Genomic DNA, 17674 nt, shown 5'->3' on the forward strand with positions numbered 1-17674 from the left:
CCGTTCCAGTATCCGTACAAGCCAGCGAGTCGGGCCGTCGCGCGACCTGGGGTGGTCACTTGCCGAGTCCCTTGCCGGTGTCGCCCGCAATCACCAACGTCAGTTGATCGGGATCGATGTACTTGCGGAAAGCAGCGCTGACCTGCTCGGGGCTGACCGCCAGCACTTTGGCCTCGAAGTCCCGGGAAAACTGCCAGTTGCGGTCGAGGTCGAGAAAAGATATCCAGCGCGCGGCGACTGCGCTGTCCTGCGAGCGCGCGACAGCGCGTGCTTCGACAATCCCCTTCTTGGCCTCGGCAACCTCGCTGGCCGTGAAGCCGTCGCTGCGGACTCGCCGCACTTCTTCCAGGAAGGCCTGCTCGGCGCGGGCGGCGTTCTGCGGCGCAACCATGGCCGCAACCGTCCAGCTTGACAGCCGCTGGCGACTACCCATCGACAAGCTCGATCCGGCGCTGTAGCTGAGCCCCTCCTTCTGCCGCAGACGATCCAGCAGTCGGCTGCTGAGTCCGCTGCTGCCGCCGAAGATATGGTTGGCGACGTAGAGCGCCGGTGCGTCGGCGTCGTCATCGCGCAGCGTGAAATCGAGACGTGCGCGCAGGAAGGCATTCTCCTTATCCGGCGTGTCGATCACCAGCCGTCGCGGCGCCACGTGGCCGTATTCCCGGTCAAGGCGCTGATAGTCCGACCTTGAGGTATTCCCGGGAAACAGCCGGCGCAACTCATCCTCGATCAGCTTCTCATCGAAGTCACCGACGATCGCGATTTCGCCACGGGCGGTTCCGATCAGATCGCGCCGATAGCTGATCACGTCGTCAAGGGTGACCTGGCGCAGATGTTGAATACGTTCTGGCAGCGTTGAGTGGTAACGAGGATCAGCAGGCGGGTAGCGGTTGAAATATGCGTTCAGGGCGTCGCTCGACAGTTCTTCGGGACTGTCGAGCTGGGACTGGAGGTTCGTCAGGTACTCGCGCCGCAGTTCTTCGAACTCCTCCGGCGGGAAGCTGGCGTCGCGGAACATCTGGGCAACCAGCCCAAGCGCTTCTGGCAATTTGTCCCGCGTCGTTTCAAACTGAGTCAGGCCGCCCCGGATCTTCAGGCGGGTGATCTCGTCGGCTATCTGCTGGCGGTTCAGGCGGTCGGTGCCGCGGGTGAGCATGGACATCGCGAGCGCGCCGCTGAGCTTGCGGTCCTTCAGTGAGCTCTCATCGCCCCAGCGAAAGCGCATCGCCACGTTGACGGTCTGCCCGCGGTTCCTTTTCGGCAACAGCGCAACCTTGAGGTCAGCGAAGGTTTGCAGCCGCGTGCGTCGCTCCAGGTTGTCGTAAGACGGGTCGAAGGCCTCGCCGGTATCGCCTTTTTCCTCTGGCTTGAAATCGGCCAGCAACTGCGCCGCAGTCGGCGCCTGGGGAAGCACGGCACGCTGCGGCGAATCGTCGGGGATGAAGGTGCCGAGCACACGATTGTCGCGTACCAGGTACCTGCCGGCGGCAGCGTCAAGCTGCTCGGCCTTGATCCGGTCCAGTTGATCACGGGCGTAGAAGAAGAGTCGCCAGTCGCCGAGCGCGATGTACTCGGAAAGCGTCACCGCGAACGCTTCCGGGTCAGCCAGTGCGCGCTCATAGGCCGTGCGCGCCTGCTCGAGTGCGCGACCGAGTTCGCTGGCCGTCGTGCCCTGGCGCGAAAAACCGCCCTCGACCACCTCGATCATCCGGTCGCGAACCGGCTCCAGTGCTGCGCCCTTGTTGACCACGGCGCCAAAGACCACGAAGCCAGGCTCGCGCGTATTGATCGTGTACGCGAAAACCTGTGACGCCAGTCCCGGCTGGACCAGCGCACGGTAGAGGCGACCATTTGGCGTGTCACCGAGGATCTCGGCCGCCATGCCGATGGCGTCGGCGTCGGCGTGCAGGCTGGACGGTGTCCGATAGGCCACGGTCACGAGCTGCACTTCGCCCTTGCGTCGCAGCACGAACTGGCGCTCGCCATCGGCCGTTGGCTCCTGTGTCCAATGTTCCGGTAGTGTACGGCTCGGCCGTGGCAGCTTGCCAAAGGTGGCGACAATCCAGTTGAGCGTTTCCTGTTCATCGAACTTGCCAGCCACCGTCAGGACCGCGTTGTCCGGCTGGTAGTACTTCCGGTAGAAAGCCTGCAGGTTCTCGATCCGGACGTTCTCGATGTCGCTACGGGCGCCGATCGTGTTGTTGCCATAGTTGTGCCAGTCGAAAAGCATTGACTGCAGCCGCTTGAACATCACGCTCGCCGGCTCGTTCTCTCCCATCTCGAATTCATTGCGAACGACGCTCATTTCGCTCTCGAGGTCTTTCCGGGCGATGAAGGAATTGACCATCGCGTCGGCGCTCCAGGACAGCGCCCACTTGAGGTTGTCGTCACTGGCGGGAAAGGTGAGATAGTAATTCGTCCGATCGAGCCAGGTCGTGCCGTTGATCTCGAATCCGCGCGCCTGGAATTGCCGGGTCGGGTCGGGGAAACGCTTCGACCCCTTGAAGATCAGATGTTCGAGGAGATGGGCCATGCCGGTCTCGCCATAATTTTCATGGCGGGAACCGACCAGATAGGTGACATTGACGGTGGCGGTCGGCTTGGCCGCATCGGCGAAAAGGATGAAGCGCAGGCCATTGGCCAGTCGGTACTCACTGATGCCCTCGACCGTTGACAGCTTTTCGATGCCGCTGGGCAGCATCGTCGGTACAGCCGGTCGGGCAGAGGCACCCGTCGGTGCGAAGGCTAGCGCGAGCCACGACAGCACCCAGACCAGAGTCTTCATCCATCGCTTCATTGCCACCACTCCATACGATCCCCAGGTTGCCGAAAACGACCTGCTTGCTGCGTTGCTGCAAGCTGCAGGCGGGCAGATCATACGCTGCCAGAATAGAAACGGCCCGCGCAGAGGGAGGGCTGGGCGGGCCGGGTGAAGCCGTCACTGTCACGCGAGAGGGGAGGGGTGGGGAGAGCGTGGCAGCGACGGAACAGATGATAGCCAAGCCGGCGCCGTTGAGCTGTGGTGTCTCTGTCTTCCTTGTGTAACGGCCTGTGATCTGTCGGCCAGTGATCGTCCGAACGGGGACCGGAGCAGTGGTCTCTCGAAGCGGCGTGGATGTCTATTGCCTTTCCCTCGCGGGTACTGGCATTATCTACGGTTGAAGTCGCGTCACTAACCCCGCAACACGCCGCCGGCAGATCGCCCGTCAAGTCGGCGTCAAACAAAACCCCAGGAGGAGCGAGCAATGAATCAGGAAGCGAATGACACCGGTGTGGCGACAGTTATTTTCGAGCGCCTGGAAAAAGAGCGGCTGCCGCGAGCCCTCGACCTGAAGGCAAAGGTCGATGCGGGCGGGCGGCTCGACGACATGGACATTGCTTTTCTGGAGCGCGTGTTTGCCGATTCGGAAGATCTCAAGCCCCTCCTGGACCGACACCCGGAATACCACGAACTCGCGTCAAAAATGATGAGGCTGTACCAGGAGATCACCGCCAGGGGGCTCGAAAACGAGAAGTAAGCCTGAGAGGATCCTCACAGCCTGGAGAATTTCTGCCTGGCAATGATGATCCTCGTTGTCATTCCCGCGCAAGCGGGAATCCACATTGTGTATCTTGTCTTATTTATGGGCGATCCGGTGCACGGCGGAGATTGCCCCTGGGCGGAAATGACGGCTGTCATCGCCGCCGCCGTTCTTCACGCCGCTGACGCAGCCAACCGGGTGCGCCTCAAGTTGACCAGCCTTGCCTGTCCTCCTCCGCCGACGGTTCATCGGCCGTCCCCACTTCGTCGCGCCCGTGCCACTGGCGAATCGCCTGGCGCATCGTCGGGTAGACGCGCTGGTGCATTGACTGATCGGGGTGGCCGGTGGCCTCCAGCCAGCGTTCGAACTCGATCTGCCGGCCGGCAAGCGTCAGCGTGATGTTCTGCGCCGCGAGTTCCGCGTCCAGTCGCTCAAGCGTGTCGATGCCGGTGATGTCGAGACTGGTCATCGGGATCAGATCGAGCACCACACGTTCGACGGGGGCCTTCTGGCGGGCGATCGCACGCTGCAGTTCGCTGCGGAAATGGCTGGCGTTGAAGAACACCAGCGGACCACAGAAGCGCAGCAGGAGCAGGCCGTCGATGGTCGTCGCTTCGGGAAAGAACAGGCGGTTGTACAGGCCGGGTCGGCCGGGGACATTGACCAGCTCCTCGCACGCCGGGCGCGCCACACGGCGGATGAACATCAGCAGGGCCAGCGTCACGGCCAGCATGATCGCCTTGATGGCGCCAAAGGCGAGAACGCCGAGCATCGTGATCGCTCCCAGCACCAGCGCGGCGCGCTCCACCTGGTGGTAGCGCCGGAAGACCTGCAGGTCGAGCAGCGACCAGGAGGCAAAAAGCAGCACCACGCCAAGCGCGGGGATCGGCAACCAGGCCAGCGAGCCGGTACCGACCAGCAGCAGCAGCGAGATCGCCAGCGCGGCGATGACGCTGACCATCTGGGTACGTCCGCCGTTGGCGTCGTTGACCGCCGTGCGGGAATCGGCACCGGTGACGGCAAAGCCCTGCGACAGCGCCGAGACGATATTGGCCATGCCAAAGGCGGCAAATTCACGGTCCACATCGATATCGTAGCCGTTGCGTTCGGCGAAGCTGCGCGCGGTGAGCATGCCGCTGGTAAACAGCACCAGCGCCAGACCGGCGGCCGAACCGGCCAGGTCGCCGACTTCGTGCAGCGGCAGGTCGGGCCACTCTAGGTCCGGCAGACCGCTGGCCACCGGGCCGATCAGCGCCACGCCCATCTGATCCAGCCGCAGCAGATAAGCCGCCAGACCGGCAAGGATCATGGTCATCAGCGACGCCGGCACGCGCTTCGACAGGCGCGGCATCAGCAGCATCACCGCCACGCTGCCCAGCGACAGGAGAACGGTCGGCCAGTGTGCCTTGAGGACGAGCTCGGGGATTTCGAGTACCTGGCGAAAGAATCGCGTTGCTTCCGGCTTGCTGCCGAGCACCTTGCCCAACTGGCCAATCATGATCGAGATCGAGACACCATTGAGCAGGCCCACGAGGATCGGCCGGGCGAGAAAATCGGCCAGACCACCGAGCCGCAAAAAGCTCGCCGCAACGCAGAAGACCCCGGTGAGCAGCGTCAGGGCAATGGTGAATGAAAGGTACATCCCACTGTTGCCCGCCGCCAGCGGCGCCACCACGGCGGCGATCATGGCGCAGGTCGCGGCGTCGGGACCAATGATCAACTGGCGCGAGGTGCCGGCGAGCGCATAGACGATCATCGGCAGGATCGAGGCATAGAGGCCGGTCGACGGACTGAAGCCGGCCAGTTGCGCGTAGGCGATGGCCACCGGGATGGCCACCGCGGCGACCGAAAGCCCGGCCTTGCAATCGTGTGGCCAATCCGCCGCACGGTACTTGACCAGGGGTTGCAGGCCGGGCAGCAGGCGATTCAGATGAGCAATGGCGGTCATGGCGATCCTTTCCTTCGGGTTCAATCGCCGTCGATGGCATCGATCGCTTGCCTGACGGGAGCGGCATTGTACTGGAAAGCCATCAGCCGCCGAGGGCCGAGAGCGAGCGCGTCGCTCTCGAGACCGCGGCCCGGTGGCGTGGGCCACCTCACAGCCGGGGTTGCCGGCGGACTCTGCGCCAGTGCGCCAAGCCGGCGGAGCTGACCGCAACGGTGAGCGAGTTGTCGGAAAAATTTACACTGATCGCGCCCTGATCCCTGGATGGGAAATAAAAAATCCTTATATCAAAGCTTTTCTGAAGTTGGAACGACTATTGCTTTGATCGCCTGTCTCGGATCGTTTCCCGATCGATCCCTGGCAATCAATGATCGACGTTTGCAGAAGGCGCCCTGAATGCTTCCCTTGGCCACTGTCTCGTGCTTTGAATCTCTTTGGCGATGAGCGCTGATACGGAAGATTTCGACTGCCACAACGCGCGTCGAACGGACAGAGGCTACGGAACTGCGGCTCCGCCGATCGGACCGCCTCACCAACCACCGCCTGCCATCGCGCCGGGCCAGATCATGGCCGCCTGCCTGCCGCAGTTACGGTCACCTGGCCAAACAGGCCAGGCGCCAGAATCGCCGCTCCGGGTGCCGGGTAGTTCCCTGATCGATACCGCGCATCCCGATGACCAAACGAGCCTGGGGTTGCCGGCGGCGAACGATCCGCTGATCAGGTCACTGGTCGTGGCTGAGCTCGATCGCGGAGCCGGGAAATCAGGGTCGGCGCACGGCGGCTCCGGCAAGCCGCAATCACCGTTGATCGAGCGGCGGCGGAGCGACCGCCGGCACATCGCGAGGCGACAGGATGATGGCCAGCGGAGCCACTGGCGTGTCGACGATCGGCGGGCAGGCGAGCGCCGGCGTCACGCCAGAGCGGATCTGGCGGTCGCTGATGTTGAGCAGCCGTGGCCTCCCGGCTTGCCCGCCAGGTCAGGCGATCCGGAAGCCATTTGCGTGTTCATCGCCTCGCAGCGCCGAGACCTCGTCGCGGCGCTTGGCTCGGGGCTGGCCAGTCAAACGGGCATGCATCTGGTCGGAGTTTGCCACGCTCAGATCAGGGATATCCGTGCTTTCGTTGCCCATGCCTCGCCTGACCTCATCCTGTTCGACACCGCGCTGCTCGCGCTTTTCGGGGCGGAGTGCCTTGAAGAACTCCGCGAAGCGGTTGTCGACGCAAAGCTCATCCTGATCTGGGATGACGCTCATCCGCTGGCGGTCGAAGAGATCGAAAAGCACGGCATCTGTGGCTGCATTCCGCTCCTCGCGTCAGCCCGTCACTACGCGCAAGCAATCCGTGAGGTGAGTCAGGGTGGGCTATGGCTGCCGCGCTGGATCATGAGTCGGGTATGCCGGCGAATCCTGGTGAGGGAAGGGTCGCCGGCCGAAGCCGCGAGCGCCCCGTCCACCACGCTGCCGGCACTGACCGCGCGCGAGCAGGCGATCGCCAGGCGCGCTGCGGCCGGCAAGACCAACAAGGAGATCGCGATCGAGTTGAACGTCTCCTCCGACACCATCAAGAAACACCTGGGGGCGGTTTTCGACAAGGTCGGTGTGCGCCGACGCAGCCAGTTGGCCTATTGCCTCGCGGTGCCCGGGCAGAGGAGGCCAGAGTAGATGATGACCGGTCGACGAATACGCTGGCGTAGCGCCGCGGCCCAGGGTCCGCGCGATCGGACGTGCCCTGGCGCCCTGCTCTCGGCAGATGCTGGCCGAGCGCCGTGCACTGGCTGTCGCCGCATGGGGTGGGAAAAGCCCTTGCCGTCGCATCCGACGACAGGGGAGCGGAGAGCCCAGGGGAAAGGTCGCCGGCCGTGCAAACGTACCCGTTTGGGGAATAGGCAAGCGGGCCTTCCGAAGTTATGGTTTTGGCACGTTTTGAGATCATCGAGGCGCCATCCGTCCCATTGACCTGGCGACCGAAGAGAACACCAACACCGACGTGCGGGCTGGCAACTGATCGGCCGTCACACGTTCGACGAAGAGCAGTCACGATTTTGCAGGGCAAAGCCGGGGCCGGCAGGGGTGCACGATGCCACCCGGCGACGCCCGAAGAGCACATTAACCATCGATTCAATTTCTTGGAGTAGGCAGCCATGGCGACGACACTGAAGACCAACCAGAGAGACTATTTCCCCGGCGAGACCGTCACCTTGACGCTGGGCGAGTTCGATCCCGGCTCAAGTTTCGTGTTTGCCGTGCGTGACAGCGCTAGCGATCCGGGTGACGATGGTGTGGCCAATGTCTATTCGCCTTTCTGGGTCACCGATGGCGGCTGGGGAGATCGTGATGGTCTGGTGAATGGGCAGATCGTTGCCCAGTGGGTCGTGCCCTCGGATCCCGATGGCTCCGGTCCTCTGGTGGCACCGGCCCTGCACGCCACGCTCGAGGTGACCGCGAGTACCGCGAGCACATCCGGGACGGGCGGGGTGGTCGTCGCGTCGACGACCTTTACGGATGCCAATCCAACCCCGGTACAGTTGTTTTATGTGCCGATGCCGGAGAATCAGCTATTGCAGGCGCTCCAGGCCATCGATACAGGAAATAGTTCTCCTGACCCAGTCAACCCGATGCAGACCTATATCTCCATTGCGGCCTCGAATAGCGGAACATGGATCTACTATGACCACTGGGAAGACGGTTACGAAGCCGATATCTCCAACCCGACTCAGGCCACTACACGGGTCTGGGGGGACGGGAACCTCGCCAATGGCGTTGCACCGGGCACTGTCAATGATCTGATCACCGCGGGCACCGTGCTTGTCCTCAACAATCCGGTGGATACAAACAATCCGCTGCCGACCGACTACGATGGCGGCGACAAATTCGCCGCCTCCAAAACGGTAGCCGTGACGCGCGTTGGCTGGGCAAGCGGCTCCGATACGCTGCTCGCAGGCAGCGTGGAAGTCCTCGATACGAACAACTGGGGGACCAGTTTTCGTGCCCCGGTCGGGCAGAACATCCCTAATACCGACTCTTTCCAGATGTTCGAGTACACCGGCCTGTTCATTCAGGCTGGTGAAGGGGGTGCGGTCATCAATGTGGATGTCAACGCCAACGGCTTGGTCGATGCCGGTGACGTCGTGAATGTAGCGCTCGCCGAGGGAAAGAGTTACCTGGTCAATGACGGAGTCAATATTGGCGCGACGGTCACCTCCAGCAAGCCGGTTCAGGTCGATATCCTGACTGGCGACATTGGTTCCAACTATGAAAGCCGCGATTCTGCACTGTTGCCGACCAATCTGTGGTCGAACAACTACTACACGCCTGTTTCGACTCAGGACGCCAATGCGACCACCGTGTGGCTCTACAATCCCGGCGCGACGTCAATTAATGTGACCTACACGTACCGTTCCAATAGTACGACGACGCCATCAACGACAATCACAGTGGCTGCCAACAGCTACGCCAAGCAGGTCATCCCTGACGGCTCGGGCGCGCGTTTCCATACGGCGAGCGGAGCGAACTTTTACGCCTTCTCGACCACTGACTCGAACAGCGGGCAAAGTGATGGGGGGGGGAACCAAGCCTATGACTGGGGTTTTACCCTGATCCCGCAGTACTCGCTAACGAATCAGGTGCTCATCGGACTTGGAATCGGTCGCGATCCTACATCGGGCACCAATCCCAACGAAAACGGCAATCCGGTCTGGGTCACACCCATCGGCAATGGCAATACGCCGGTCAACGTCTATGTCGATCGCAATAACGATGGCGTGGTTGACCAAACCCTGAGTCTCAGGGAGCTGGAGCGGGCCAAGGTATTCGATCCCGACGGTAACCAGACCGGCATGCGGATCTATACCGATGCGCCAGGGGTGAAATTGGCAGCCGCCTGGGGCCAGGATCCGGCCAGCGCCAGTCCCGGAGCGCCGGGTCTGGACGTCGGCACGGGAGTGCCGCCGTTGCCGCAGTTTGGTGCAGGAAAGAATGGTACGTTACTGGTAGATGCTGACGGTGGTGGGCAAATCACCGCCGGTGACACGCTGTTGTACACGATTACCATCCCGAACATCAGCACCGTGCCCGTGCCAGACGTGAAGCTGCAGGACATTCTGCCTGCGGATACTACGTATATCTCCAACAGCACGAAGATCAATCGCGGTGATGGTCTGGGTTTCGTTTCTATTCCCGATGCCGGAACAACACCCTTCCCCCTGGACGAGGGGGGTGCCATCCTCGGTACGATCCCGGTCGGAAAGACGTACACGGTTACCTTTGAAGCCAGGATTGACGCGTTCAAGGATCTCGATCCGGGACGGATCGCCATCGTGAACAACGGCACGGTCAACGCTCTCGGTGAGACCAAGCCGATTTCCGACACGACGCCCCTCTACTTCTTCACCAATATCGACATCGAGAAGTTCACCAACGGCGAGGACGCGGATACCCCGACTGGTCCCGTACTACTGGTTAACTCACCGGTCGTGTGGACCTATGAGGTGAAGACCACCGGCAACGTCTGGCTTTCGGGAATCTCTGTCACTGACAGCGTTTTTGGCGTGAATCCCGTCAAAGTGGATGCCAACAACGATACGTTCAACGACGGCGACACCAATAAAGACAACATTCTCCAGACAGGTGAAACCTGGCTGTACCAAGCCACTGGCATCGCCACCACGATTGGGCAATACACGAATACCGGCACGGCCACCGGAACGCCGGTCTATGGTAACGGGACAACAGTCGTTCCAGGTTTGGCGAATCCGGTCGTCGACACCGATCCCAGCCATTACTTCGGGTCGAACGCCACCATCGATGTGGAAAAATACGTCTCCATTGACGGTGGCGCGAACTGGGTCGATGCGGACCTGGCCACGGGCCCGTACCTGAGCAGCGGCACCGACCCGCAGTTCAAGTTCGTGGTCACCAACACCGGCAACGTTGATCTGGCCAACGTCACCCTGACCGACAGCGACTTCAACATCGACGGGGCTGACAAGAGCGTGAGCATTGGCGCCCTGGCGGCTGGCGCGAGCTATGAGCTCATCTACGCCGACGCGGCGTGGGCGGCTGGACAACACACCGACACCGCCACGGCGAGCGGTGAGTACACCGACGACAATGGCGACACCACCACCCCGACCGACACGGACGACGCCAACTACTTCGGGTCGAACGCCACCATCGATGTGGAAAAATACGTCTCCATTGACGGTGGCGCGAACTGGGTCGATGCGGACCTGGCCACGGGCCCGTACCTGAGCAGCGGCACCGACCCGCAGTTCAAGTTCGTGGTCACCAACACCGGCAACGTTGATCTGGCCAACGTCACCCTGACCGACAGCGACTTCAACATCGACGGGGCTGACAAGAGCGTGAGCATTGGCGCCCTGGCGGCTGGCGCGAGCTATGAGCTCATCTACGCCGACGCGGCGTGGGCGGCTGGACAACACACCGACACCGCCACGGCGAGCGGTGAGTACACCGACGACAATGGCGACACCACCACCCCGACCGACACGGACGACGCCAACTACTTCGGGTCGAACGCCACCATCGATGTGGAAAAATACGTCTCCATTGACGGTGGCGCGAACTGGGTCGATGCGGACCTGGCCACGGGCCCGTACCTGAGCAGCGGCACCGACCCGCAGTTCAAGTTCGTGGTCACCAACACCGGCAACGTTGATCTGGCCAACGTCACCCTGACCGACAGCGACTTCAACATCGACGGGGCTGACAAGAGCGTGAGCATTGGCGCCCTGGCGGCTGGCGCGAGCTATGAGCTCATCTACGCCGACGCGGCGTGGGCGGCTGGACAACACACCGACACCGCCACGGCGAGCGGTGAGTACACCGACGACAATGGCGACACCACCACCCCGACCGACACGGACGACGCCAACTACTTCGGGTCGAACGCCACCATCGATGTGGAAAAATACGTCTCCATTGACGGTGGCGCGAACTGGGTCGATGCGGACCTGGCCACGGGCCCGTACCTGAGCAGCGGCACCGACCCGCAGTTCAAGTTCGTGGTCACCAACACCGTGACGTTGATCTGGCCAACGTCACCCTGACCGACAGCGACTTCAACATCGACGGGGCTGACGCCGACGCGGCGTGGGCGGCTGGACAACACACCGACACCGCCACGGCGAGCGGTGAGTACACCGACGACAATGGCGACACCACCACCCCGACCGACACGGACGACGCCAACTACTTCGTCGAACGCCACCATCGATGTGGAAAAATACGTCTCCATTGACGGTGGCGCGAACTGGGTCGATGCGGACCTGGCCACGGGCCCGCTCACGCGGCGTGGGCGGCTGGACAACACACCGACACCGCCACGGCGAGCGGTGAGTACACCGACGACAATGGCGACACCACCACCCCGACCGACACGGACGACGCCAACTACTTCGGGTCGAACGCCACCATCGATGTGGAAAAATACATTGACGGTGGCGCGAACTGGGTCGATGCGGACCTGGCCACGGGCCCGTACCTGAGCAGCGGCACCGACCCGCAGTTCAAGTTCGTGGTCACCAACACCGGCAACGTTGATCTGGCCAACGTCACCCTGACCGACAGCGACTTCAACATCGACGGGGCTGACAAGAGCGTGAGCATTGGCGCCCTGGCGGCTGGCGCGAGCTATGAGCTCATCTACGCCGACGCGGCGTGGGCGGCTGGACAACACACCGACACCGCCACGGCGAGCGGTGAGTACACCGACGACAATGGCGACACCACCACCCCGACCGACACGGACGACGCCAACTACTTCGGGTCGAACGCCACCATCGATGTGGAAAAATACGTCTCCATTGACGGTGGCGCGAACTGGGTCGATGCGGACCTGGCCACGGGCCCGTACCTGAGCAGCGGCACCGACCCGCAGTTCAAGTTCGTGGTCACCAACACCGGCAACGTTGATCTGGCCAACGTCACCCTGACCGACAGCGACTTCAACATCGACGGGGCTGACAAGAGCGTGAGCATTGGCGCCCTGGCGGCTGGCGCGAGCTATGAGCTCATCTACGCCGACGCGGCGTGGGCGGCTGGACAACACACCGACACCGCCACGGCGAGCGGTGAGTACACCGACGACAATGGCGACACCACCACCCCGACCGACACGGACGACGCCAACTACTTCGGGTCGAACGCCACCATCGATGTGGAAAAATACGTCTCCATTGACGGTGGCGCGAACTGGGTCGATGCGGACCTGGCCACGGGCCCGTACCTGAGCAGCGGCACCGACCCGCAGTTCAAGTTCGTGGTCACCAACACCGGCAACGTTGATCTGGCCAACGTCACCCTGACCGACAGCGACTTCAACATCGACGGGGCTGACAAGAGCGTGAGCATTGGCGCCCTGGCGGCTGGCGCGAGCTATGAGCTCATCTACGCCGACGCGGCGTGGGCGGCTGGACAACACACCGACACCGCCACGGCGAGCGGTGAGTACACCGACGACAATGGCGACACCACCACCCCGACCGACACGGACGACGCCAACTACTTCGGGTCGAACGCCACCATCGATGTGGAAAAATACGTCTCCATTGACGGTGGCGCGAACTGGGTCGATGCGGACCTGGCCACGGGCCCGTACCTGAGCAGCGGCACCGACCCGCAGTTCAAGTTCGTGGTCACCAACACCGGCAACGTTGATCTGGCCAACGTCACCCTGACCGACAGCGACTTCAACATCGACGGGGCTGACAAGAGCGTGAGCATTGGCGCCCTGGCGGCTGGCGCGAGCTATGAGCTCATCTACGCCGACGCGGCGTGGGCGGCTGGACAACACACCGACACCGCCACGGCGAGCGGTGAGTACACCGACGACAATGGCGACACCACCACCCCGACCGACACGGACGACGCCAACTACTTCGGGTCGAACGCCACCATCGATGTGGAAAAATACGTCTCCATTGACGGTGGCGCGAACTGGGTCGATGCGGACCTGGCCACGGGCCCGTACCTGAGCAGCGGCACCGACCCGCAGTTCAAGTTCGTGGTCACCAACACCGGCAACGTTGATCTGGCCAACGTCACCCTGACCGACAGCGACTTCAACATCGACGGGGCTGACAAGAGCGTGAGCATTGGCGCCCTGGCGGCTGGCGCGAGCTATGAGCTCATCTACGCCGACGCGGCGTGGGCGGCTGGACAACACACCGACACCGCCACGGCGAGCGGTGAGTACACCGACGACAATGGCGACACCACCACCCCGACCGACACGGACGACGCCAACTACTTCGGGTCGAACGCCACCATCGATGTGGAAAAATACGTCTCCATTGACGGTGGCGCGAACTGGGTCGATGCGGACCTGGCCACGGGCCCGTACCTGAGCAGCGGCACCGACCCGCAGTTCAAGTTCGTGGTCACCAACACCGGCAACGTTGATCTGGCCAACGTCACCCTGACCGACAGCGACTTCAACATCGACGGGGCTGACAAGAGCGTGAGCATTGGCGCCCTGGCGGCTGGCGCGAGCTATGAGCTCATCTACGCCGACGCGGCGTGGGCGGCTGGACAACACACCGACACCGCCACGGCGAGCGGTGAGTACACCGACGACAATGGCGACACCACCACCCCGACCGACACGGACGACGCCAACTACTTCGGGTCGAACGCCACCATCGATGTGGAAAAATACGTCTCCATTGACGGTGGCGCGAACTGGGTCGATGCGGACCTGGCCACGGGCCCGTACCTGAGCAGCGGCACCGACCCGCAGTTCAAGTTCGTGGTCACCAACACCGGCAACGTTGATCTGGCCAACGTCACCCTGACCGACAGCGACTTCAACATCGACGGGGCTGACAAGAGCGTGAGCATTGGCGCCCTGGCGGCTGGCGCGAGCTATGAGCTCATCTACGCCGACGCGGCGTGGGCGGCTGGACAACACACCGACACCGCCACGGCGAGCGGTGAGTACACCGACGACAATGGCGACACCACCACCCCGACCGACACGGACGACGCCAACTACTTCGGGTCGAACGCCACCATCGATGTGGAAAAATACGTCTCCATTGACGGTGGCGCGAACTGGGTCGATGCGGACCTGGCCACGGGCCCGTACCTGAGCAGCGGCACCGACCCGCAGTTCAAGTTCGTGGTCACCAACACCGGTGACGTTGATCTGGCCAACGTCACCCTGACCGACAGCGACTTCAACATCGACGGGGCTGACAAGAGCGTGAGCATTGGCGCCCTGGCGGCTGGCGCGAGCTATGAGCTCATCTACGCCGACGCGGCGTGGGCGGCTGGACAACACACCGACACCGCCACGGCGAGCGGTGAGTACACCGACGACAATGGCGACACCACCACCCCGACCGACACGGACGACGCCAACTACTTCGGGTCGAACGCCACCATCGATGTGGAAAAATACGTCTCCATTGACGGTGGCGCGAACTGGGTCGATGCGGACCTGGCCACGGGCCCGTACCTGAGCAGCGGCACCGACCCGCAGTTCAAGTTCGTGGTCACCAACACCGGCAACGTTGATCTGGCCAACGTCACCCTGACCGACAGCGACTTCAACATCGACGGGGCTGACAAGAGCGTGAGCATTGGCGCCCTGGCGGCTGGCGCGAGCTATGAGCTCATCTACGCCGACGCGGCGTGGGCGGCTGGACAACACACCGACACCGCCACGGCGAGCGGTGAGTACACCGACGACAATGGCGACACCACCACCCCGACCGACACGGACGACGCCAACTACTTCGGGTCGAACGCCACCATCGATGTGGAAAAATACGTCTCCATTGACGGTGGCGCGAACTGGGTCGATGCGGACCTGGCCACGGGCCCGTACCTGAGCAGCGGCACCGACCCGCAGTTCAAGTTCGTGGTCACCAACACCGGCAACGTTGATCTGGCCAACGTCACCCTGACCGACAGCGACTTCAACATCGACGGGGCTGACAAGAGCGTGAGCATTGGCGCCCTGGCGGCTGGCGCGAGCTATGAGCTCATCTACGCCGACGCGGCGTGGGCGGCTGGACAACACACCGACACCGCCACGGCGAGCGGTGAGTACACCGACGACAATGGCGACACCACCACCCCGACCGACACGGACGACGCCAACTACTTCGGGTCGAACGCCACCATCGATGTGGAAAAATACGTCTCCATTGACGGTGGCGCGAACTGGGTCGATGCGGACCTGGCCACGGGCCCGTACCTGAGCAGCGGCACCGACCCGCAGTTCAAGTTCGTGGTCACCAACACCGGCAACGTTGATCTGGCCAACGTCACCCTGACCGACAGCGACTTCAACATCGACGGGGCTGACAAGAGCGTGAGCATTGGCGCCCTGGCGGCTGGCGCGAGCTATGAGCTCATCTACGCCGACGCGGCGTGGGCGGCTGGACAACACACCGACACCGCCACGGCGAGCGGTGAGTACACCGACGACAATGGCGACACCACCACCCCGACCGACACGGACGACGCCAACTACTTCGGTTTCGAACCAACCGGCTCCATCGGCGACTTCGTCTGGGAAGACCTCAACTACAACGGGAAGCAGGATGCAAACGAGCCAGGTATTGCCGGCGTCACGGTCAACTTGCTGGACACCAATGGCAACGTTGTCAAAACCACGCAAACGGGTTCCGGCAACGATCTCGGAAAGTATCTGTTTGGCAACGTTGCTCCAGGCGACTACAGCATCCAGGTAGTCAAACCGTCCAATGGCTATTTCTTCACCAAGCCGAATGTTCCCGGTGACGATGCTCTGGATTCAGACGTCGGCGATACGGGCCTTACGGCGATTTTCAATCTATCTGCCGGAGAGAATGATCTGACTGTGGATGCGGGTCTTTATCGCAAGGCCAACCTCGGTGACCTGGTCTGGCTCGACAGGGATAATGACGGTATTCAGGATAGTAATGAGAGGGGTGTGGATAAGGTCATAGTGAAGCTGCTGGACGCCAGCGGAGCACAGGTTGCCATGACCACTACCGATGCTTCTGGCAAGTACCTCTTCAGCAATCTGGACCCAGGCAGTTACAAGCTTGAGTTTGACAAGAGCCTTGCGCTGACCGGGGCGATCTCGGTGGCGAAATATCCGTGGAGCAGCAAGCAGAATCAAGGCAATGATGATGGGCTGGATTCGGATGTCGCAGGTTCTGGATTCAAAGCCACTACGGCCCTCTTCACGCTGGAGTCCGGCGAGAACGATCTGACCCAGGATGCGGCAATCACGCCAATTGTCATCGATCTCAATGGGGATGGCATCAAGACGATTGCCCGCGCCGATTCTCAGGGTACTTTTGATCTGTTGGGTACGGGTAGCGGCATAAACTCCGGGTGGTTGTCGGGTGATGACGGGTTCCTGGTGATCGACCGCAACGGCAACGGCAGCATCGATGACATTTCCGAGATGTTTGGCGGTTCCAGCAAGGGCGACGGGTTTGCCAAACTGGCCAGCTTCGACAGCAACGCTGACGGGATGGTGAATGCCAATGACGCCGACTTCGCCGGCCTCAAGATCTGGCGGGATGTCAATGGCAATCACCAGACCGATGACGGTGAGTTGATGAGCCTGGCGGATGCTGGTCTGGTTGGCTTGTCGATCAGCTACAGCGAGCTGCCGTTCCTGGACGCCAAGGGGAACCTGCATCTTGAGCGTGGCAGCGCAACCCGGGCCGATGGCAGTGTGGTGGACATGACCGATGTCTACTTCAACATTTCGGCCAGCGACGCGGCAGCGGCCGGTGTTCAGGCGCCCACCCTCGCCGAGCTGATGGGTAGCGACAACAGCTTCGACAGTCTGATGACTGATGTGGCGGCGGTTGCAGGACAGGAGCCGTTCGACACGGCCATGGGTGATGCGGCTGATTCCACGAATGGTGGCTGTGCTGCGGATTGGAGTGGGATGAACTCAATGGAGGTGCAGCTTATCGGTCAAGCCGAGGCGTCTTTCTCCGGCGTGTTCTGAGCATTGATTCATTGTCGAGTGCACACTGGTTCTGGTTTGACGCTGAAAGCGTTCCCGGTTTCTCCGGGAGCGGCTTTCAGCGGAACTGGAGTCGGTGTTCGACTTGCCGGAGTTCCTTCCTCAAGGCTCGCTTGTCCATAGGGGCCGTTTATCGCGCAGCCGAACGGCAGCAGATTGTGTGCCGGGTCGGTCGGGGAGAGCGTGGGTGCTGCCAGGAGAGCGTGTC

Annotated in this window: 6 protein-coding genes; 4 read left to right on the top strand and 2 right to left on the bottom strand. The window is 62.3% G+C overall.

The annotated features are described in order from the left end of the window. Nucleotides 1-55 precede the first annotated feature (55 nt). A complete protein-coding gene (locus V5B44_RS14935; protein WP_332359801.1) occupies nucleotides 56-2797 on the bottom strand; it encodes a M16 family metallopeptidase in 2742 nt (913 codons plus the stop codon). 448 nt (nucleotides 2798-3245) lie between these two features. On the opposite strand from V5B44_RS14935, the gene V5B44_RS14940 reads away from it, so the two are divergent. After that, nucleotides 3246-3518: a hypothetical protein gene (locus V5B44_RS14940; protein WP_332359803.1), complete on the top strand. Its 273-nt coding sequence runs from the start codon at nucleotides 3246-3248 to the stop codon at nucleotides 3516-3518. 208 nt (nucleotides 3519-3726) lie between these two features. Here the strand turns inward: V5B44_RS14940 and V5B44_RS14945 are convergent, their stop codons facing one another. Continuing rightward, nucleotides 3727-5469, bottom strand: coding sequence for a SulP family inorganic anion transporter (locus V5B44_RS14945; RefSeq protein ID WP_332359805.1), 1743 nt, complete (start codon nucleotides 5467-5469; stop codon nucleotides 3727-3729). 632 nt (nucleotides 5470-6101) lie between these two features. Between V5B44_RS14945 and V5B44_RS14950 the strand changes: the two genes are divergently transcribed. The 3 genes from V5B44_RS14950 to V5B44_RS14960 all read left to right on the top strand — a co-directional run bounded on the left by V5B44_RS14950 (nucleotide 6102) and on the right by V5B44_RS14960 (nucleotide 17448). Then, a complete protein-coding gene (locus V5B44_RS14950; RefSeq protein WP_332359806.1) occupies nucleotides 6102-7127 on the top strand; it encodes a helix-turn-helix transcriptional regulator in 1026 nt (341 codons plus the stop codon). Between the two features lie 479 nt (nucleotides 7128-7606). After that, nucleotides 7607-11533 carry a DUF7507 domain-containing protein gene (locus V5B44_RS14955; protein WP_332359807.1) on the top strand — a complete coding sequence of 1309 codons (3927 nt, stop codon included), beginning with the start codon at nucleotides 7607-7609 and terminating at the stop codon, nucleotides 11531-11533. A gap of 371 nt (nucleotides 11534-11904) precedes the next feature. Next, nucleotides 11905-17448 (top strand): DUF7507 domain-containing protein, encoded by a 5544-nt coding sequence (locus V5B44_RS14960; RefSeq protein ID WP_332359808.1) that lies wholly within the window; start codon nucleotides 11905-11907, stop codon nucleotides 17446-17448. The last annotated feature ends 226 nt before the right edge of the window (nucleotides 17449-17674 follow it).

Source organism: Candidatus Accumulibacter necessarius, from assembly GCF_036625085.1.